16 protein-coding genes and 1 tRNA gene are annotated in these 19,779 nt (G+C 66.9%); 8 read left to right on the top strand and 9 right to left on the bottom strand.

The genetic code is table 11. The features are described from left to right. The first annotated feature begins 5 nt into the window (after positions 1–5). From KSS95_RS18095 to KSS95_RS18105, 3 genes are all read left to right on the top strand, one after another. Positions 6–1,346 carry an HlyD family type I secretion periplasmic adaptor subunit gene (locus KSS95_RS18095; protein ID WP_217848447.1) on the top strand — a complete coding sequence of 447 codons (1,341 nt, stop codon included), beginning with the start codon at positions 6–8 and terminating at the stop codon, positions 1,344–1,346. 1 nt (position 1,347) lies between these two features. Then, positions 1,348–2,676, top strand: coding sequence for a TolC family outer membrane protein (locus KSS95_RS18100; protein WP_217848449.1), 1,329 nt, complete (start codon positions 1,348–1,350; stop codon positions 2,674–2,676). 331 nt (positions 2,677–3,007) lie between these two features. Further along, the gene (locus KSS95_RS18105; RefSeq protein WP_217848450.1) at positions 3,008–4,156 is read left to right on the top strand and encodes a M14 family metallopeptidase; all 1,149 of its coding nucleotides are present in this window, start codon (positions 3,008–3,010) and stop codon (positions 4,154–4,156) included. 27 nt (positions 4,157–4,183) lie between these two features. Here the strand turns inward: KSS95_RS18105 and KSS95_RS18110 are convergent, their stop codons facing one another. From KSS95_RS18110 to KSS95_RS18140, 7 genes are all read right to left on the bottom strand, one after another. Further along, positions 4,184–5,149 carry a Csu type fimbrial protein gene (locus KSS95_RS18110; protein WP_217848452.1) on the bottom strand — a complete coding sequence of 322 codons (966 nt, stop codon included), beginning with the start codon at positions 5,147–5,149 and terminating at the stop codon, positions 4,184–4,186. Then, positions 5,146–7,479 carry a fimbria/pilus outer membrane usher protein gene (locus KSS95_RS18115; RefSeq protein WP_217854021.1) on the bottom strand — a complete coding sequence of 778 codons (2,334 nt, stop codon included), beginning with the start codon at positions 7,477–7,479 and terminating at the stop codon, positions 5,146–5,148. Before KSS95_RS18115 ends, KSS95_RS18110 begins: the two co-directional genes overlap by 4 nt. Positions 7,480–7,547: 68 nt before the next feature. Beyond that, positions 7,548–8,324 (bottom strand): fimbrial biogenesis chaperone, encoded by a 777-nt coding sequence (locus tag KSS95_RS18120; RefSeq protein ID WP_217848454.1) that lies wholly within the window; start codon positions 8,322–8,324, stop codon positions 7,548–7,550. A 38-nt stretch (positions 8,325–8,362) separates the two neighbouring features. Beyond that, complete coding sequence (locus KSS95_RS18125) at positions 8,363–8,857, bottom strand: Csu type fimbrial protein (RefSeq protein ID WP_217848455.1); 495 nt, start codon at positions 8,855–8,857, stop codon at positions 8,363–8,365. A gap of 5 nt (positions 8,858–8,862) precedes the next feature. Beyond that, positions 8,863–9,396 carry a Csu type fimbrial protein gene (locus tag KSS95_RS18130; protein ID WP_217848456.1) on the bottom strand — a complete coding sequence of 178 codons (534 nt, stop codon included), beginning with the start codon at positions 9,394–9,396 and terminating at the stop codon, positions 8,863–8,865. Positions 9,397–9,413: 17 nt separating this feature from the next. Then, positions 9,414–9,950: a Csu type fimbrial protein gene (locus KSS95_RS18135; RefSeq protein WP_217854022.1), complete on the bottom strand. Its 537-nt coding sequence runs from the start codon at positions 9,948–9,950 to the stop codon at positions 9,414–9,416. A 24-nt stretch (positions 9,951–9,974) separates the two neighbouring features. Then, positions 9,975–10,502, bottom strand: a complete 528-nt coding sequence (locus KSS95_RS18140) for a Csu type fimbrial protein (protein ID WP_217848457.1) — start codon at positions 10,500–10,502, stop codon at positions 9,975–9,977. A gap of 260 nt (positions 10,503–10,762) precedes the next feature. Between KSS95_RS18140 and KSS95_RS18145 the strand changes: the two genes are divergently transcribed. From KSS95_RS18145 to KSS95_RS18155, 3 genes are read left to right on the top strand one after another with little or no spacing between them, the layout of a single operon-like run. Then, entirely contained in the window at positions 10,763–13,012 is a 2,250-nt protein-coding gene (locus tag KSS95_RS18145; RefSeq protein ID WP_217848458.1) for an ATP-binding protein, read from the top strand. A 15-nt stretch (positions 13,013–13,027) separates the two neighbouring features. Next, on the top strand, positions 13,028–13,489 hold the full coding sequence (locus tag KSS95_RS18150) for a response regulator (RefSeq protein ID WP_217848459.1): 462 nt from the start codon (positions 13,028–13,030) through the stop codon (positions 13,487–13,489). Positions 13,490–13,500: 11 nt separating this feature from the next. Beyond that, the gene (locus tag KSS95_RS18155) at positions 13,501–15,885 is read left to right on the top strand and encodes a response regulator (protein ID WP_217848460.1); all 2,385 of its coding nucleotides are present in this window, start codon (positions 13,501–13,503) and stop codon (positions 15,883–15,885) included. 79 nt (positions 15,886–15,964) lie between these two features. On the opposite strand, the gene KSS95_RS18160 is transcribed toward KSS95_RS18155, so the two are convergent. Beyond that, positions 15,965–16,039: transfer RNA gene (locus tag KSS95_RS18160), tRNA-Gln, on the bottom strand. A gap of 324 nt (positions 16,040–16,363) precedes the next feature. Here KSS95_RS18160 and KSS95_RS18165 point away from each other — a divergent pair. Continuing rightward, entirely contained in the window at positions 16,364–16,606 is a 243-nt protein-coding gene (locus KSS95_RS18165; RefSeq protein WP_217848462.1) for a hypothetical protein, read from the top strand. Positions 16,607–16,714: 108 nt separating this feature from the next. After that, positions 16,715–17,815 (top strand): cell division protein ZapE, encoded by a 1,101-nt coding sequence (zapE, locus tag KSS95_RS18170; RefSeq protein ID WP_225935526.1) that lies wholly within the window; start codon positions 16,715–16,717, stop codon positions 17,813–17,815. A gap of 29 nt (positions 17,816–17,844) precedes the next feature. On the opposite strand, the gene KSS95_RS18175 is transcribed toward zapE, so the two are convergent. After that, a complete protein-coding gene (locus KSS95_RS18175; RefSeq protein ID WP_217848464.1) occupies positions 17,845–19,734 on the bottom strand; it encodes a propionyl-CoA synthetase in 1,890 nt (629 codons plus the stop codon). Between the last annotated feature and the right edge of the window lie 45 nt (positions 19,735–19,779).

Genomic DNA, 19,779 nt, shown 5'->3' on the forward strand with positions numbered 1-19,779 from the left:
CGACCATGCAGATGAGCCCGCACACCGAGATGATTCGCCCCGACGCCGGCGAAGTGATCGACCTGGACGTCGGCAAACCCGCACGCTGGGGCCTGTGGCTGGTGCTCGCCGGTTTCGGCGGGTTCCTCCTGTGGTCCTGGCTGGCACCGCTGGATGCCGGGGTGGTGGCCACCGGCACGGTCAAGGTCACCAGCAACCGCAAGGCCGTGCAGCACCTCACCGGCGGCACCGTGGAGGCAATCCTGGTGCGCGAGGGCGAGGTGGTACAAAAAGGCCAGGAGCTGGTGCGCCTGGATGCCTTGCCCGCCATCGCCGAGCAAGGCGCGGTCAGCGCCCAGTACATCGTCAGCAAGACCGTGGAGAACCGCCTGGAGGCCGAGCGCGACGACCGCGCCAGCATCCGCTTCGACCCGGCGCTGCTCGAGCACTACGCCGGCGATCCGCGCCTGAGCGCGGCCATGGACCTGCAACAACACCTGCTCGACACCCGCCGCGCCGGCCTGGCCGGCGAGGTCGGCATCCTCGAGGAAAACCTCGCCGCCTCGGCGGTGCAGCTCAAGGGCCTGCAACAGGTGTATGGCGCCCGCGCCGCGCAGATCAGCTTCCTCGACCAGGAACTGCGAGGCACGCGCATGCTCGCCGCCGAAGGCTATGTGCCGCGCAACCGCCTGCTCGAACTCGAGCGCAGCAACGCCGAGCTGTCCGCCGGCCAGGCCGAGAACCTCAACAACATCGCCCGGGCGCGCAGCCAGACCACCGAGATCAAGCTGCGCATCCTCCAGCGCCGCCACGACTACCTCAAGGAGGTGCAGTCGCAACTGACCGACACCGCCAAGGAAAGCACCACCCTGGCCGACCGCCTGCGCGCCCTGGACTACGAAGTCACCCACACGGTGATCCGCTCGCCCATCGACGGCATGGTCCAGGCCCTGGGCATTGCCACCGTCGGCGGGGTGATCCAGCCCGGCAGCAAGATCATGGAGGTGATCCCCCTCGACCAGCCGCTGCAGGTGGACGCGATGATCCCGGTGCAGGCGATCGACAAGATGGCCCCCGGGCTGCCGGTGGACCTGGCCTTCCCCGCCTTCAACCACGCGCAGACACCGAACATCCCCGGGCGGGTCAAGACCGTGTCGGCCGACCGCCTGCTCGACGAAGACAGCAAGCAACCGTTCTACCTGGCCCAGGTGGAAGTCACCGGCGCCGGCATGGCGCTGCTGGGCAGCAACCACATTCGCCCCGGCATGCCCGCCACCGTGACCATCAAGACCGGCGAGCGCAACCTGCTCAGCTACCTGCTCAAACCCATGCTCGAACGCGTGGATGCCGCGTTCAAGGAGCAATGAAATGAACCGTCATTGCCTGTGCCTGTGCGCCCTGGCGCTGTCGTTGCCGGCGGGCGCCATGGACCTCAAGCAAGCCTGGGACCTGCTGCAGTACCAGGGCCCGATCTACCGCGCCGCCGTGCACGAACAGCAAGCCGGGGCCGAGAACCGCGCCATCGGCCAGGCCGGCCTGCTGCCGCAGATCAACGCTTCGGCCTACGCCAACAAGATCAACGGCAGCCAGCGCCAGAACGGCATCGACAACGACCTGGACTACGACTCCACCGGGGCCAACGTGCGCCTGCGCCAGCCGTTGTTCAACAAGCAGAAGATGGCCGAGTACCGCCAGGGCCAGCAACGCGCCGACTACAGCGTGGCGGTGTTCGACGCCAAGAGCCAGGACGCCGCGGTGCGCCTGGCCGACAGCTACTTCGACGTGCTCCTGGCCAGCGAGACCATCACCCTGGCCAAGGCCAAGCTGGGCGCGTTCGAGGAGCAGCTGGCCTCGGCGAGACGGCGCCTGCAGCTGGGCGACGGCACCGTCACCGACATCGACGAATCGGTGGCCCGCCGCGACTTGGCCGAAGCCGAGTTGATCGAGGCCCAGGACAACCTGGTCAACGCCCGGCGCAAGCTCGCCGAGTACATCGGTGAAACCCCCGACGCGCTGACCACCCTGCAGGCCGACTTCGCCACCCCGCCGCTGCTGCCGGACAACCTGCAGGCCTGGCTGGCCAAGGCCCAGGCCGACAGCCCGTTGATCCACGCGCGCCGGCACAACTACGCGCTGGCCGAGGAAGAGGTCAAGCGTGCCCGCGCCGGCCATTGGCCGACCCTGGACCTCGTCGCCGGCTACACCGCGGGCAAGAGCCAGTCGATCTCCGAGCTGAATCAGCGCAACCACTACAGCTCGATCGGCCTGGAGCTGAACATTGCGCTGTACAGCGGCGGCGGCGTCAGCGCCCTGACCCGCCAGGCCAGCGCCAACAGTGCCAAGGCCCTGGACGAGCTCGATGCCACCCGCCAGGAAGTCATCAGCGGCACCACCCGCGAGTACCGCGGCGTGCAGAGCGGTGCGTTGCGCGTGCACGCGCTGGAAAAGGCGGTGGCGTCCAACGAGCGCTCGCTGCTGTCGACGCGCAAGGGCTTCACCCTGGGTGGCACCAGCACCAACTCGGATGTGCTCAATGCCCAGGAGCTGCTGTTCGTCGCCCGCCACGACCTGTTCGAGGCCAAGCTCAACTACCTGATGGCGCGCCTGCGCCTGGCCTCGACGGTGGGTAGCCTGGGGGATGATGACATCGACCAGATCAACGATTACCTGGGGCCGGAATTGTTGGTGACCAACTAGTGTGGTGTTTTGCAAATACGATCAATAATTCGCGAGTGATTTTTGTGCCCAAGCAAGGCGTCGCGACGAGTCGTAGCCCAGCTACGGCGAGGAGCGACAACGCAGCATGGGCGCAAAAAGCACCGTGAATTGTGGTCGTTATTTGTGAAACACCACACTAGGCTTGTACGAAAAGCCTTGATACGCGTTCATGCTGGGTTGAAGACAGCCTCGCCTGACCTTCCTCAAGACTTTTCATCCACAGCCTGGCCAAGCGTCGCAAGACAGTTGCGCACCCCCACCGCCAAGCGGTGTAGAGTACGCTCACAACAACGCCAACAGGAGGCTGGCAATGACCGTGACGCGCTCCCCGCTGCACATCGACTGCGATTTCGATTCCGGCAACATCCTGATCAAGGACGCCAGCGACCCTGCGCATGTCCACCTGAACATCCGCAAGGACAGCCATAGCGACCACTTCCAGTGGTTCCACTTCAAGGCCAGCGGCCTTACCCCGGGCCAGGTCCATCGTTTCAGCCTGGACAACGCCCACCAGTCCTCCTACAAGAACGCCTGGAGCGGTTATCACGCCGTGGCCTCCTACGACCAGCAAACCTGGTTCCGGGTGCCCAGCCAGTTCGACGGCAAGGCCCTGAGCTTTGAACTCAAAGCCGAACAGGCGCAGGCCTGGTTCGCCTACTTCGAGCCCTACCCCCGCGCCCGCCACAACCAGCTGATCGAACGCGCCGGGCAAATCCCTGGCGTCGAGCTGCTGGCCAGCGGGCGCAGCGTGCAGGGCCGCGACATCCCGCTGCTGCGCGCCGGCGACGGTGCGCCAGGCAAACGCAAGCTGTGGATCATCGCCCAGCAACACCCCGGCGAGCACATGGCCGAATGGTTCATGGAGGGCGTGATCGACCGCCTGCAGGCCAACGACAACGCTGTTCAGCAACTGCTGGCCAAGGCCGACCTGTACCTGATCCCCAACATGAACCCGGACGGCGCCTTCCTCGGCCACCTGCGCACCAACTTCAAGGGCAAGGACCTCAACCGCGCCTGGCAGGATGCCAGCGTCGAATCGACCCCCGAGGTGTTCTTCGCCCAGAGCCAGATGAAGCTGCATGGCGTCGATGCCTTCGTCGACGCCCATGGCGACGAGGAAATCCCCCACGTGTTCACCGCGGCCTGCGAGGGCAACCCGGGTTACACGCCGCGCATTGCCAAGCTCGAAGAGCAGTTTCGCAGCACCCTGTGCAGCCTGACGCCCGACTTCCAGACCCAGTACGGCTATACCCGCGACGAACCGGGCCAGGCCAACATGACCCTGGCCTGCAACGCCGTTGGCCAGGCCCATGATTGCCTGTCGCTGACCCTGGAGATGCCGTTCAAGGACCATGACGACGCGCCCAACCCACGCACCGGCTGGTCGGGCGAGCGCTCCAAGGCGCTGGCCGGGGCGGTGCTGGGAACCCTGCTGAAGATGGTCGACGACTTGCGCTGAGCGACATGCCCACCTTTGTGGTGTCACTCAAAACTGCACATCCAGGATTACGCTGTCGGTATAGCTCGCCGCCGGCGGCGTGGCCTGGTCGGTGTAGACCTTGGCGTTGTAGTTGAACACCTGGCTGCCGGTGCCGGTGCCATTGCCCGGATTCACATCGGCATCGCTGCTGGCCCGCCGCGCCGCGCCTACCGATCCCCAGCGCACCGCGCCGGCACTCTTGAAGATGTCGTACGCCAGGTAGTTGTTGGCCCCGGACTTCATCCGCCGCCGCCCGCCCGAGACGTTCTGCCCGTCGTTCAGCCCCACCGTGTAGCTGCTGCCCTTGGTGCACGACAGGCTGACGTTCTGGTTGACCGCGGCGAACCCGGCCACCACCGGCGCACTGCCAAAGCTGATGTTGGGGGTGGTGATCTGGCAATCGTTGCTCACCGTCAGGCTGACATTGAGGGTCTTGCTGCCACTGCCGATGTCGCGGCCCAGGCAGATACTGCCGATGCCGATGCCGGAGCAGTAGTTCCAGCTCCAGGCCACGGTCAGGGTCTCCTGGTACAACCCGGCGGCGACGTTGCTGCCGACCTGGGTGCGCAGGTAGATCGGCACGGCCTTGGGTGTCGGCCCGTTGAGCAGCCCCAGCAGGTCGATGATGCCATTGCGGGCAAAGTCGAAGGCCACGCCGCGGGTGATCGGGTAGTTGACGCTGTTGTCGGCGTACAAGGTGTAGTTGATGACATCGCCGGTCGGGCCGACCAGGCCGCCGGAGGCCGGGGTGATGGTGGCGTAGAAGTGGTCGTTGCTGGTCAGCAGGCTGAGCAGCGAGCCGGTGCACTGCAAGCCCGAGTTGCTGCTCGAGGCGGTCTGCACGGTGGTGCGCACCAGCGTCGAGTTGAGCGTGCCGAACGCCGCCGGCGTGGTCGCCACCGACGAACACAGCGCCCAGGCCTGGCCGGGCAGCAGGAGCACGGCCAGCAGACAGCGGCGCAACCCGTTCACTGGCACACCAACGGGCCGATCAAGGGGATCGGCCCCTGCCCTTCGGGCAGGTCGAACGCCACCTGGCAGTGCCCGCCGTCGGCCTTGTCCACTTGCAGGCGGTTGTGCGCAGCGAGGTTCTCCAGGTACACCAGGCCATCCCAGCCCACCACCGCTTCGCCGCCGCTTTCCTGGTGCAGCACACGGCTGCCCAACTTGAGTTCCTGCTGCTGGCCGTCGACCAGCACCAGGCTTGCCGCCAGCACCCGCCTGAGCGGGAACTCCAGCAGGTAGCCGCTGCCCCGGCGCACGGCCACGCGCTGCTCCACCTGCGGCGCGAGGATATCGGCCGGCAGCTCCATCGGGTCGATCTCGTACTTGCCCCGGTAATAGCCACTGCTGTACGGCACCAGCAAATGGCCGTTGCGGTCGGTCCGGCCGATCTGCTGGTTCTCGTAGCGCACCGGCACATCGGCATAGCCATTGGTGCTGACCACCACGAAGGCATCGTCGATGCGGTTGGCGGCGAACAGCCCGGCGTCCATCAGCACCAGCGAGCCGCTGGCATCGGCCCAGCGGGTCATCTCGCCGCTGCTGCCATACAGCCCAGCCTGCAACTGCACCGATTGCAGGCGCCAGGTCAGGTCGGCCTGGCGGTAGTCCTGGGTGTTGCCGCCGGTGGCATAGCCGAGGTTGTAGCCGACCCCGCCGCCCACCGGCACCGCCTGGCTGTAGTTGACCCGCTGCAGGTCCTGGCCGTCCTTGCTGCGCTCGGCGCTGAAGGCCAGGGTGCCGCGCAGGTCGAACGGGATCACCAGCTGCGCCTGCACCGCCCATTGGCTGTCGCCGACTTCCCGGTTGGCCGACAGGTACAGGCTGCTGCTGCCCCACAACGGCTTGCTCCAGCTGAGGTTGAGCAGCCGCGTGCGCGTGCCGTCGCCGGCACGCACATCGAAATAACCGGCACCGAGGCTGCCGTAGCGGTCGAGGTTGAGGCTCAGGGTGGCCTGCTCGCTGCGCCGGCTCAGGCGGGTGAAGGGGTTGTCCACCAACGACAGGTCGGCATAGTCGCCGTGGCGCTCGATACGCTGGTAGTTGAAGCCGATGTGCCGGCTGTTGTACTGGTAGCCCAGCGCCACCTGCTGGCCGCTGTCGCCGTCGAAGCGGCTCTGCGCCAGCGCCGCGTTGAGCACGCCATAGGTGCCCAGGCGCAGGTTGCCGCCCAGGCCGCCGAGCTGCATCGACTCGGCGGTCTCGGCGTGGGTCTCGAGGGTGAAGGAGTCGGACACGCCATGGCGCAGGCTGGCCGTGGCCACCCCCGGGCCATAGGCGAAGTCGCGCACGGCGTAGTCGCGGCGCAGGCTGCCGGCGGCCACCGAAAAGTCCGACAGGCCCTTGGCCAACAGGCTGCTGGTGACATAGAACGGCAAGGTGGTCGAAACCTGGCGGCCAAGGGCGTCGGTGGTCACCACCACCGCCTCGCCGGCACCGTTGATGAACGGCACGTTGGTCAGGGTGTAGGGGCCGGGCTGCAGCTCGGTGCTGCTGCTTTTGTAGCCATTGATGAACAGGTCCAGCGAGGTCGGCACCGCCGCCTCGCCGGCGAACGCCGGCAGCGGGTAGGTGACCAGGTCCGGCCGCGCGCCGAAGTCGCGCGACAGCTGCAGGCCGCCCATGCGCACCGAGGTGGTCCATGGCAGCGCGCCGCTGACCAGGTCGCCGACCTCGTAGGTCAGCAGGCGCTGCTCGTCGGTCTGGCGAAAGGTCGTGTCATAGCGCAGGAAGCCCTGGCGGGTCTGGCTCTGCGCGCCATTGAACGACTGGCGCCATTGGCCGGTGGTGGAAAAGGTGCCCCAGTCGTCGAACAGGCGCAGTTCGTTCCAGGCTGCCAGGTAGGTACCGCCCTCGTCGGTGTCGTTGAGGTAGGCGTCATAGTTGAGCAAGGCACCGAAGCTGGTGCGCGCCGCACTGGCCGGATACAGGTTGCGATCGCCCACGCGCTGGTCGGGCAGCCAGGCCGGTGGCACTTGCAGGAGCAGGCGCTGGTTCTGGCTGTCGTAGTCGCTGTGCAGGCCTGGGATATCCTCCAGCGCCAGCTCGCCCTGGGGATCGCCCGGCAGCGTCACGCCCGCCGCGCGCAGCACGTCGCTGCCCAGGTACAGGCGCCCGGCGCGCTGCTGCACCGGCACCAGCTCAGCCTTGGCCACCTGGTTCACCAGCAGGTCGAGGTACAGCGTGGCATCGGCAACCACCGCACTTTCCGAAGGCGGTGGCGGCAGCGCGTCGGCCACACCGCTGCCGGGCCCCAGCACCGCCAGGCCCAGCCACAACCGGTGCGTCGCCACCCGCACCCAGCTCACACACGATTTCCAACCATGGGCGGGTCCTCCCTGGCCCCTGCGACAGCCTCACACCTGGGTTACTGGCCTTGCCTGATGGCCTGCGCCACCTCCTGGCCGTTGATCCGGCCCTTGAGCACGCTGGCCGCCCCCGGGGCGACCGGCACCGGCCAACGCATGCTGGCGCCAGGCAGCACATAGCCAAGCAACCCCTCGACCAGGGGCTTGTCCTGGCCGGCCTGTTGCAGCACCACATCGGTCAGCCGCGCATGCACCGGCCCGGTGTTGCGCAACTCGACATAGGGCTTGCCCTGTACCGTCACCGCGCGCCAGCTCAGTTGCGGCTTGCCGACCCCTTCGGCGCTGCGCTTGCCCTCTGGATCAGGCTTGCCCCACAGCCCTTCGCCATAGACGAACAGCGGCACCGAGTAGCGCATCTGCAGGCGGATCGCCGCCTTGGGCCCCTCGCTGGCGGCGTCGGCCGGCAACGGCGACGGGATCTCGTCGATGATGATGCGATAGGCCAGCTCCTGACCGGCCGGCGAGCTGGCGGTACGGGTCAGGCGGATCAGCTGCTTCTGGCCCGGCGCGATCGTGGCCACCGGCGGGCTGCCGATGATGTCGCGCTGGGCCTGGAACTGCTCCTGGTACTCGCCCTGGCGCCAGGCGAACACCCGCACCTGCAGGCTGGCCGGCGCCGAGCCGCGGTTCTCCAGCCACAACGCACCGGCTTTCTGATCGGCCTCCAGCACCGGGTCGATCGGCCAGATCAGCACCGATGTGGCGGCGAAGGCCGGCGCGCTGGCCAGCCACAACACCCCGATGATTCCTCGCGCCCACTTCGCGCCTGCCCCCATGCCTCTCTCCTTGCTGGTTCTTGTGGTTGCCGGCGGCTTCACCAGCTCACCGTCACTTGCACCACATCGGTATAGGTCCCGGCCGGCAGGGTGCCGGTCAGGGTGGTGCGTCCATAGACCGGCAGCTTGATCGCCGTCGGATCGCTGTAGCTCAGCGCCACGCTGCTGCCGATGCCCAGGCTCTGGCTGAACGCGGCGTCGCGAAACAACTGGTAGGCCAGCAGCTGGGTGCCGCCCGTGCGTTTCAGGTTGCGCGTGCCGGCGGCGCTGTTCTGGCCGCCGTCCAGGCTCATGCTCAGGGCCACGCCGGGGGTGCACTGGAAGGTCACCGTGGTGCCGCCGAGGGCGCTGCTCAAGGTGGCGGTGGACAGCGCCGAGCGGGTGCCGAAATCGAGCACGCCGTAGGCCGTCACGCCGCCCACCACCAGGCAGCCGGCGGCGATCTGCGCGCTCACCTGGAAGGTGCTGCTGGTGGCCGCCTGGGTGCCCTGCGCCAGCGCCAGGCACAGGCCAAGCGCCAGCAGCCGCGCCATGCGCTTCAGAAGCTCAGCTCGACCGCCACCGTGTCGGTGTACACCCCGGCCGGCAAGCCGGCCTTGCCGCGCGCCTGGCCGTACAGGTTGACGGTCTGCGCAACGCCAGTACTGGTCGGCAGGGTGATGATGCCGTCGACGGCCAGCAACTGCGTGTGCCCGGCGTCGGTGTAGAAGTCGTAGGGCACGAAGTTGCCGGCACCATCGGCCAGGGCCCGGGTGCCACCGGCGGACTGACCGTCGTGGATGCCCGCGCCGACCTTGATCGCCGGTACCGTGCCCGCCGAGCAGAGGATGCTCATGGCCCCGCCGCCACCGCCCAGCACCTGGCCGTTGGCGGTGGTGAACAGCGAGTCCTGGGTGCCGAAGTTGAGGCTACCGAAGTTCAGCCCCGAGGTGCCGCCGGTGCCATTGACCTGGCAAGCGGCGGTCAAGGTCAGGGTCGAGCTGATGGTGCCGGTCACGGTGGCGGCCTGGGCCTGGGCCGCCAGGGCGAGGCCAAGGCCGGCGAGGATGCAGCGGGTGATAGCGGTGGGCATCGGAATCTCCTTGCGTGTTACCAGTCCAGGGTCACCCTGAGGGTGTCGCGATACAGCCCGGCGGGCAGCGCGCGCGGCTGCGCGATGACCACGCCGTAGATGGGCACAGGTACTTGCTGGGTGCTGCTGATGGTGAAGGTTCGCGCCTGGCCGATGCCGTAGCGGCTGTTGCCGCCTGGGTCGATGGCCAGCTGGTAGGGAATCAGTTCGCGGCCGTTGCTCAGCCGGCGCACGCCGTCGCCGCCATTGAGGCCGCCATTGATGCGCACGCTGAAAGCGCGCACCTGGGGCGTGCAACTGATCTGCAGGCTGCCCTCGCCGCCCGCCTCGTCGACCCGGCTGGTCAAGGGCCGGTCCCAGGTCGGGCCGCGGGCGCCGAAGTCGAGCAGCCCAGGGTTGCCCAGCGAAGCCGGCTGCTGCGGGTCGCTGCTGATCTGGCAGGCGGCACTGATCACCAGCCGCGCCTGGATGAAGCCGGTGCTGCTGCCATGGGCCACGCCGCCGGGCAACAACAACGGGCCGAGGGTGAGCAACAGCAGTGAAGTGCGGTGCAGCGCGTCCATGGGCGGTGCCTCCTCCTACCAGGTGACCGTGACTTTGAGCAGGTCGGCGTACAGCCCGGCGCGCGGGACCCAGGCCAGCTTGTCGATCCTGGCGTACAGCGGCAGTTCCACCACGCCGCTGTCCGGGACCCGCGCCGCTTGTGCGACATTCACCGCCAGCGGCTGGCGCCAGCTGGGGTCAGCGTACAGGCGGTACGGGATCGGCCGGGATCGGGCGTCGCTGCTGGCCAGGTAGCGCAGCTCGCCGACACCGCCGTGCTGGCCGCCGTCGACGCGCACCTGGTACGGGGTGTCGGGGTTGCATTCCAGGCGTGGCGGACGCTGGCTGAGCAGCACGCCGCTCAAGGGCGCATCGGCGCCATCGAGGCGCGGCGCGGCCCCCAGGTCGACGACACCCAGGGCCTGGGCACCGGCATCGCGTTGCTGGCCGACCAGCATGCAGCCACGCTGCACCAACACCTGGACCTCGACGAGAAAGTCTGCGGCCAGGGCACTGGAGCAGGCACACAGGGCCAGCAGCACGGCGACTACGCGTTCCAACACCAGCGGGTTCCTTGTCTGGAGGGCTTGAGCTTGAGCGTAGCAGCGCGATTGGCTGACGAACGCGCAGCCCTACCCTTCTTTGGCATTAATGAAAATGGCGAGTGCTGCGCCAGCCAGGCTGGCGCCTACCGACCACAGGGTTCAACGAAACCTCTGCGCCGATCGCCCCTCCAACACCCAGACACCGGCAAAACGACCGGCCTTCTGATACCGTGCATGGCAAGCTGCAACCCGTGCCCAGGCCTGACAGGAGTTTTCCCTTGAGCAACGCGCCCACACCACTGGACCAAGCCATCGAGCGCTGTGCCGAGGAACCGATCCAGGTCCCGGGCAGCATCCAGCCCCAGGGGTTCCTGCTGGTGCTGGACGAGACCGCGCTCGAGGTGCTGCAGGCCAGCGAAAACGTCGAGCAGTGGCTCGGCCTGCGCGCCAGCGCAGTGCTCGGCATGCCGTTCCGCGCGCTGGTGCGCGAAGGCTTCGAGCTGCGCGACCAACTGGCCCAACTGCCCGAGGCGCAGGCGTTTCCCTTCCATATCGGCGATCTGCACCTGCGCCAGGACGCGCCCTGCCAGGGCCTGCTGCGGGTACTCGCGCACCGCCACGAGCAGCTGCTGATCCTCGAGTTCGAGCCCAGCCAGCGCCGCAGCGGGCCGCTCCAGGGCGACTACTACCCACTGGTGCGCGCCTTCGTCGGCACCTTGCACCAGGCCAACAGCATCGAAGAGTTGCTGCAGCACTCGGTCGAGCAGATCAAACGCATCACCGGCTTCGGCCGGGTCAAGGCCTACAGCTTCGACAGCGAGGGCAACGGTACGGTGCTGAGCGAACTGGCCGATCCCGGCTACCCCAGCTACCTGGGCTTGTGCTTTCCGGCCTCGGATATTCCGCGCCAGGCCCGCGAGCTGTATCGGGTCAACCGCATCCGCCTGATCGAGGACGCCAACTACCAACCTTCGCCGTTGCATCCGACCCTCAACCCGCGCACCGGGCGCCCCCTGGACATGAGCTTCGCCACGCTGCGCAGCGTATCGCCCGTGCACCTGCAATACATGCGCAACATGGGCACGCTGGCGTCCATGTCGCTGTCGATCGTGGTCGACGACAGGCTGTGGGGGCTGATCTCCTGCCACCACGCGCAACCCCGCGCCGTCGACTTCCAGACCCGCACCGCCTGCGAACTGCTGGCCAGCGTGCTGTCGCTGCAGATCGAATCGCGCGAGTCCCACGACAGCACCCGCACGTTACTGGCGCTGCGCGAACGCATCGTGCGCATGCTGGCCTCGATGGCCGACCACGACAGTGTCAGCGCAGGCCTGCTCGACCTTCCCGAGGTCCTGCTGGCCTTCGCCGGCGCCAGCGGCGCCGCGATCATCAGCGCCGAACGCTGCGACCTGATCGGCGACACGCCCTCCCAGGCCCAGGTCACCGCCCTGGTGCACTGGCTGTCCCGCCGGGGGGACGAGCTGGTGTTCCATACCGACAATGTCGGGCGGGACATCGACGAACTGCCTGAACTGGCCGACCAGGTCGGCGGTGTGCTGGCCGTGGCGATTTCCCAGATCCACTCGCACTACCTGGTGTGGTTCCGCCCGGAGCAGGTGCGTCGGGTCAACTGGGCCGGGCGTCCCGACAAGGCCATCAGCCCCCTGGGACAACTCAGCCCGCGCCACAGTTTCGCCCGCTGGCAGGAAGTGGTGCGCGGCTTCAGCCTGCCCTGGAGCCCGATGATCCTCGATGCGGTGCTCGAGCTGCGCAGCGCTGTGCTCGGTATCGTCCTGCGCAAGGCCGAGGAACTGGCGCAACTGGCCGGCGAGCTCAAGCGCTCGAACAAGGAGCTCGAGGCGTTTTCCTATAGCGTGTCCCATGACTTGCGGGCGCCACTGCGCCATATCGCCGGCTATTCGGAACTGCTCGGCGAGATCGAAGGCGAACACTTGAGCGAACGCGGTCGCCGCTTCCTCACCCACATCGGCGAGGCGGCGCATTTTGCCGGCTCGCTGGTGGACAATCTTCTAAACTTCTCGCAAATGGGACGCTCCGCCCTGCGCCTGTCGGACGTCGACCTCAATGCCTTGGTCGACAGCATCCGCGTCGAGCTCGAGCCCGACTACCAGGGGCGTGAGGTCATCTGGGAGGTCGCCCCCTTGCCCAAGGTCATCGCCGACCCGGCGTTCATCAACATGGTGTTGCACAACCTGCTGTCCAATGCCATCAAGTACAGCCGCGACCGTGCCCCGGCGCGGATCGAGGTCGGCGCCGTGCAACACGAGCGGGAGACGGAAGTGTATGTCCGCGACAATGGCGTCGGCTTCGACATGACCTACGCCAACAAGCTGTTCGGGGTGTTCCAGCGCCTGCACCGCATGGAGGATTTCGAGGGCACGGGTATCGGCCTGGCCAGCGTGCGCCGCATCATCGAACGCCATGACGGTCGGGTCTGGGCCGATGGCCAACCTGGCCAGGGCGCCAGCTTCCATTTCGTACTTCCGCGCTTCCAAGCGCACTCTTGAGGCACCGTTACCCACATGCTCAAACCTATCCTGCTGGTCGAAGACAACCCCAGGGACCTGGAGTTGACCCTCCTTGCACTGGAGCGCAGCCAGTTGGCCAACGAAGTGATCGTGCTGCGCGACGGCGCCGAGGCACTGGACTACCTGCTGCGCCGCAACAGCTACGCCGAACGCGACGACGGCAACCCCGCCGTACTGCTGCTGGACCTCAAGCTGCCCAAGGTCAATGGCCTGGAAGTGCTCAAGCAGGTGCGCGATACCGCAGAGCTGCGCAGCATCCCCACCGTGATGCTGACCTCCTCGCGGGAAGAGCCGGACCTGCTGCGGGCCTATGAGCTGGGTGTCAATGCCTATGTGGTCAAGCCGGTTGAGTTCAAGGATTTCGTCGCCGCCATTGGCGAACTGGGGGTGTTCTGGGCCGTGCTCAATGAACCACCACCCGGCTCGCTGCGCCTGAACCGGCGCAGCAAGCATTGAGCGCCGCGACGATGCCGAACACGCCCATCAGGCTGTTGCTGGTCGAAGACAGCAGCATGGACGCCGAACTGACCCTGCTGCGTCTGGAGCGCAGTGGGCTGCACGTGCAATCGCGGCTGGTGTTCGACCACGTCGGCGTGGAACACGCCCTGCTCGAAGCCAGCTATGACCTGATCCTGTGCGATTGCGTGCTGCCAGGTTCATCCGGAACCGACGTGCTGGCGATCGCCCAGCGCCTGGCGCCGGATGTGCCATTCATCTTCCTCTCCGGCATTTATGGCGAAGAGCACGCGGTGGAGATGATCCGCCTGGGCGCTACCGATTACCTGCTGAAAAAGAACCTGCCGCTGCTGCCCAAGGCCGTGCGCAGGGCCATGACCGAAGTGCAGGAGCGCCAGCGCCGGCGCCGCGCCGAAGAAGCGCTGGCGGACGTCGAGGCGCGGGCGCGCATCGCCATCGACGCGGCAGGCATGGGGACCTGGGACTTCCGCCCGCAGGACCAGCTGCTGCTGTGGGATGACCGCTGCAAGACCTTGTTCGGCCTGCCGACCGATACCGAGATGACCCTCGAGGTCTTCTATGCCGGGATCTACCCAGACGACCGGGCGCGGGTGCGCGACGCCGTCGAGCAAGCCATGCAACCGGACAGCGACGGCCGGTATCGCGCCGAGTTTCGCATCGACCAGCCGGCTGGGCTGGAGCCACGCTGGCTGCTTTCCAGCGGCCAGACCCAGTTCGTCGACGGACGCTGCGTGCGTTTCTCCGGGGTATTGCAGGACATCCATCAACAGCGCCAGGCCACCCGCGCGCTGGAACAACTCAACGAGATGCTCGGCGAGCGGGTCGAGCGCCGCACCCGGGAGCGTGACCGCGCCTGGGAGTTGTCCCAGGACCTGCTGGCGGTGCTGAACAAGGACCTGACCCCCGTGGCCCTGAACCCAGCATGGGAAGCCAGCCTGGGCTTTACCCGTGAGCAACTGGGACGCATCTCGCTGTTGCAGCTGCTGCCTGAAACCGACCAGGACGGTTTTCTCGCGGAGCTCGCGGCGCTGTCGCTGGGGCGCACCAGCGCCCGCTTCGTCGGCCGCATCCTGCACGCCGCCGGCCAGCAGCGCTGGTTGTCCTGGGTGGTGGTGCCGGATGACAGCATGCTCTACGTGGTCGCCCGCGACATCACCAGCGAGCGCGAAGCCGCCCTGGAGCTGGCCGAAGCCAACGCGCGCCTGCGTGAGCAGATCGCCGAACGCGAACGTATCGAGGCCGCGTTGCAGCAGATGCAGCGCCTGGAAGCGGTCGGTCAGCTCACCGCCGGAGTGGCGCACGACTTCAATAACCTGCTGACGGTGATTCTCACCGGCGCCAGCTTCTTGCAGCGCGACCTGGAGCGCGGTTCAGTGGACAAGGCGCACAGCCGCCTGCAACACATTCGCGAAGCCGGCGAGCGCGGCGCCAAGCTGACCGCGCAATTGCTGGCGTTCTCGCGCAAGCAAAGGCTCGAGCCGGTGCCGCTGAACCTCAACCGCACCCTGTCTGGCCTGGAAGAACTGCTGCGGCGCACCCTGGGCGGCAGCATCTCGGTGCGCCTGGACCTGGACCCCGGCTTGTGGCAGGCGTTGATCGACCCGACCCAGACCGAGATGATCATCCTCAACCTGGCCATCAACGCCCGCGATGCGATGCCCGGGGGCGGCCAGCTGACCCTGAGTACCCGCAACAACCGGGTCAGCGCCCGGCCGCATCGCCCAGAAGACCCGGAGCCAGGGGAATACGTGGTGTTGTCGATCCGCGACAGCGGTTGCGGCATGAGCGAGGAGGTGCAGGCCAAAGTGTTCGAGCCGTTCTTCACCACCAAGGATATCGGCAAGGGCTCGGGCCTGGGCCTGGCCCAGGTGTTCGGCTTCGCCAAGCAAAGCGGTGGTGGGGTTCGCATCGAGACTGCACCGGGCCGTGGCACCCAGGTCACCGTGTACCTGCCGGCGGTCCATCAACAGGCCGTGGAGATCGCCCCCGAACAGGACACTTCCAGTGCCTTGGCGCAACGCGTGGTGGACCGCCATGTGCTGTTGGTGGATGACGACCACCTGGTGCGCGAAATGATTGGCGACGTCCTGCGCCGCTATGGCTGCAACGTGCGTCAGGCCCACAGCAGCGAGCAGGCGCTGGCGTTGCTCGATGAACAGGTCGAGCTGCTGCTCACCGATTTCGCCATGCCGGAATTCAACGGTGCGCAACTGGCGCTGGCCGCCCGCGAGCGTTTCCCCAGGCTGCCGGTGGTGTTTCTGACCGGCTATGCAGAACTCCAAGGGCTGGAATTGCCGCACAGCGCGGTGATCCAGAAGCCGGTGAGCGAACAGCTGCTGGCCCAGGCCCTGGCAGAGCTGCTCGACCCGCGCTAGACGGTGTCCGGCGCGCCTGGCGGCGGACTTTTACCCACGCAGAAACGAAAAAATCGCCTTTCGGCGATTTTTTCAAATATGGCAGGGGCGGCTGGATTCGAACCAACGCATGGCAGGATCAAAACCTGCTGCCTTACCGCTTGGCGACGCCCCTGTAGAGACTGCTGTGGCTGCGTGTGTCGCTGCTCAGCAATGGCGCGCACTTTAACAACGTTTTTCTCAGGTGGGAAGCTTTTTTTTAAAAAAAATCATAGGAAAACAGCAAGTTAGTAGTTTTGCCGATTTTCCGTCGATTTACCTCGCCTCCTTGCCCGCAGGCGCCGGCCTCGCCGGCGAACACCGCAGCAGCCAGTGCCAGGCAGCGCGACCCGTGGTTCATGCGCCATTCGTCGCTTTTCCACCGCCTCGCTTCAACACATTCGGCTGCGCCCCTTCCAATCAGGTAGAGACCTATCTGCGCATTCACAAGGAGGGCGCCATGCCAGTTTCCCATGACCTCTACCAGGACCTGCACTACCCTCGCGAAATCGTCCAGCAGCGCCGCCAGCAGGACCAGCAACTCGATCGCCTGCTCGACGAGTACGTCGACATCGACAACCAGGTGCTGGCCGCCGAATCGATCTCGGCGGGTAACTTCGAGGACGAAGACCTGCGCCACCTCAAGGAACGCCGCCTGGCGATCAAGTACATGATCGAACGGCAACTGGCGCGTACCGACTGAGCGACCTATCACCTTTCACGATCATTGCCTGGCATTTTCTCGATTGGTCAAAATGCCTGCGCGCGCGCAAGCTGCGCGCTGCCCTGTTTCGACCGCGAGGAAGCCACCGTGCCCACCTGGATACCCGCCGTGCTGCGCCGCCGCAGCCCTGCGCCCATCGCCCTGCTCGACGATTTCCAGGGCCGGGCGGCGGCGTGCGGCTATACCCTGAGCGCCGGCCAGCGCCGGGTCATCGAGGCCATGGCCAGGCAACTGGCTGCGCTCGACCACGGCCGGGCACGCAGCCTGTACCTACATGGCGCCGTGGGGCGGGGCAAGAGCTGGTTGCTCGACGGTTTCTTCCAGGCCGTGCCGACACCCGCCAAGCGGCGCCTGCACTTTCATGACTTCTTCGCCCGCCTGCACCAGGGCATGCACCGCCACCGCCTGCGGGACGATGCCCTCGGCGCAGCGCTGAATGAATTGCTCGGCGATGTGCAGGTGCTGTGCTTCGATGAGTTTCACGTGCACGACATCGGTGACGCCATGCTGCTCACCCGTTTATTCGATGCCTTGTTCGGGCGCGGTGTGTTTCTTTTGCTGACCAGCAACTATGCCCCCGAGGGGCTGCTGCCCAACCCGCTTTATCACCAACGCTTCCTGCCGGTGATCCGCCTGATCAACCGCCATATGCAAGTGCTGGAGGTCGACGGCGAAACCGATTTTCGCAGCCTGCCGGCCAACCGCGCGCAGCAGCGGTTCACCCAGGGGCATTACCTCTGGCCGGGGAACGCGGCGCAACGCCAGGCCTTGGCTGTACCGCCAGTGCAGCCTGTGCTGCTGCAGATCAACCAGCGCCCGCTGCGGGTGCTGGCCGAGGCTGACGGCCAGGTGATGTTCGCCTTCAGCGACCTGTGCGAGCAAGCCACCGCGGTCATCGACTACCTGGTGCTGGCCGCGCGCTACGAGCACTGGATCATCGACGGCCTGGACGACCTGGCCGCGTGCTCGTTGGCCGCGCAACAGCGCTTCATCAACCTGGTGGACGTGCTGTACGACCAGGACCGTCAGCTAACCCTGATCGGCAAGCGGGCACTGGCCGAAAGCCTCGGCGGGACGCTCACCGACCTGATGCGCACCCGCAGCCGGCTGGGGCAGCTGCATCAGCTCGACGCCAGCGATCGCCAGGCAAGTGCCATCGGCGCAGCGCCGCGCCCACCCTTGTCCTGAAGGCGCCTGGTGGGAACGGCGCGGTGGGCTCAGCCCGCCCTGGGCAGGTCCGCCAGCACGCCCTCGATCTCACCCAGCACCGCCGGATCATCCAGGGTCGAGGGCGGCACGTAGTCCTGGCCATCGGCAATCTTGCGCAGCACCGCGCGCAGGATCTTGCCCGAACGGGTCTTGGGCAGGCGCTTGACCAGCCGCACCCGGCTGAAGCAAGCCAGGGCACCAATCTGCTCGCGCACACTGGCCACCAGTTCGCCCTGCAGCTGCACCTCGCCAATGCCCTGCCCGTCCTTGAGTACCACCAGCGCCAACGGCACCTGGCCCTTGATCTCGTCGTGCACGCCGATCACCGCGCACTCGGCCACCGCGGGGTGGCGCGCCACCAGGTCCTCCATCTCGCCGGTGGACAGGCGATGGCCGGAGACGTTGATGACGTCATCGGTGCGGCCCATGATGTAGACGAAGCCGTCATCGTCCAGGTAGCCGCCGTCACCGGTGTGGTAATAGCCTGGATAACTGTGCAGGTAGGCTTGCAAGTAACGTTCATGGTCGCCCCAAAGGGTCTGGCTGCAACCAGGAGGCAGCGGCAAGGCAATGACGATGGCGCCCTGCTGGTTAGGCCCCAGCGGCTTGCCGTCGTCGTCCAGCACCTGCACGTGGTAACCCGGCACCGCGCGGTTGCTCGACCCCGCTCGCGCCGCGCTGCCTTCGAGCCCCACGCACGGCGCGGTTACCGGCCAGCCAGTCTCGGTCTGCCACCAGTGGTCGTGCACCGGCTTGCCGGTGACCCGCTCGAGCCAGGCGTGGGTGCTGGAGTCGAGCTTCTCGCCGGCGAGGAACAGCTGGCGCAGCGAGCTCAGGTCATGCCCGCGGAGCAACTCGCCTTCCGGGTCTTGCTTGCGGATCGCCCGCATGGCGGTAGGCGCGCAGAACAGCCCATTGACCCGATACTGCTCGACGATACGCCAGTAGGCCGCGGCATCCGGGGTGCGAATCGGCTTGCCTTCGTAGAACACCGTGGTGCAGCCGCTCATCAATGGCCCGTAGACGATCAGCGAATGGCCGACCACCCAGCCGACGTCGGAGATCCCCCACCACACGTCACCGGCCTGCATGCCATAGATATGCCGCATGGCATAGCACAGGGCGACCGCATTGCCGCCGTTCTCGCGGACGATGCCCTTGGGTTTGCCGGTGGTACCGGAGGTGTACATGATGTACAGCGGGTCAGCGGCATCCAGCGCCACCGGTGCCACCGCCTCGGCGCCGACCAGCGCCTGCCGCCAGTCCAGGTCGCGCCCGGCCTGCAGCTCGGCACGGGCCTGGGGCCGCTGCAGCACCAGCACATGCCGCGGCTGGTGGCCGGCCAGTTGCAGGGCGCGATCGACCAGCGGCTTGTATTCGATCACCCGGTCGAACTCCAGGCCGCAGGAGGCGGTGAGCAGCAAGCTGGGCCGGGCATCGTCGATCCGCAGTGCCAGCTCGTTCGCGGCAAAGCCACCGAACACCACCGAGTGCACCGCGCCGATGCGCGCGCAGGCGAGCATGGCCATGGCCGCCTGGGGCACCATCGGCATGTAGATGATCACCCCGTCGCCCTTGCCCACGCCCAGGCTGCGCAGCAGGCCGGCCAGGCGCGCGACTTCGTCGCGCAGTTGCAGGTAGGTGAAGGTTTGCTGCGCACCGGTCACGGGCGAGTCGTAGATCAACGCCAGTTGTTCGCCACGGCCCTGTTCGATCTGCTGGTCGAGGGCCAGGTAGCAGCTGTTCAGGCGACCGTCGGCGAACCAGCGGTGGGTGCCGTCGGCGTTGCGCTGCAAGGTGATGGAAGGCTTGCGCTGCCAGGCCAACTGGTCGGCCTGGGCCTGCCAGAAAGCCGCGGGATCGGCAATGGAATGGGCGTAGCTGTGCTGATAGGTCATTGGTTCGCAACCCGGTACTTGTTGTTATTGAAGGGCGAGCCTGGA

This window comes from Pseudomonas muyukensis (genome assembly GCF_019139535.1).
In the GTDB taxonomy this organism is placed as follows: domain Bacteria; phylum Pseudomonadota; class Gammaproteobacteria; order Pseudomonadales; family Pseudomonadaceae; genus Aquipseudomonas; species Aquipseudomonas muyukensis.

What these genes read in the sequence shown, in the direction of transcription:
- KSS95_RS18095 (WP_217848447.1), top strand. Translation starts at nt 6, where the DNA reads ATGCAGATGAGCCCGCACACCGAGATGATTCGCCCCGACGCCGGCGAA.
- KSS95_RS18100 (WP_217848449.1), top strand. Translation starts at nt 1,348, where the DNA reads ATGAACCGTCATTGCCTGTGCCTGTGCGCCCTGGCGCTGTCGTTGCCG.
- KSS95_RS18105 (WP_217848450.1), top strand. Translation starts at nt 3,008, where the DNA reads ATGACCGTGACGCGCTCCCCGCTGCACATCGACTGCGATTTCGATTCC.
- KSS95_RS18120 (WP_217848454.1), bottom strand. Translation starts at nt 8,324, where the DNA reads ATGGGGGCAGGCGCGAAGTGGGCGCGAGGAATCATCGGGGTGTTGTGG.
- KSS95_RS18125 (WP_217848455.1), bottom strand. Translation starts at nt 8,857, where the DNA reads ATGGCGCGGCTGCTGGCGCTTGGCCTGTGCCTGGCGCTGGCGCAGGGC.
- KSS95_RS18130 (WP_217848456.1), bottom strand. Translation starts at nt 9,396, where the DNA reads ATGCCCACCGCTATCACCCGCTGCATCCTCGCCGGCCTTGGCCTCGCC.
- KSS95_RS18150 (WP_217848459.1), top strand. Translation starts at nt 13,028, where the DNA reads ATGCTCAAACCTATCCTGCTGGTCGAAGACAACCCCAGGGACCTGGAG.
- KSS95_RS18155 (WP_217848460.1), top strand. Translation starts at nt 13,501, where the DNA reads ATGCCGAACACGCCCATCAGGCTGTTGCTGGTCGAAGACAGCAGCATG.
- KSS95_RS18165 (WP_217848462.1), top strand. Translation starts at nt 16,364, where the DNA reads ATGCCAGTTTCCCATGACCTCTACCAGGACCTGCACTACCCTCGCGAA.
- KSS95_RS18175 (WP_217848464.1), bottom strand. Translation starts at nt 19,734, where the DNA reads ATGACCTATCAGCACAGCTACGCCCATTCCATTGCCGATCCCGCGGCT.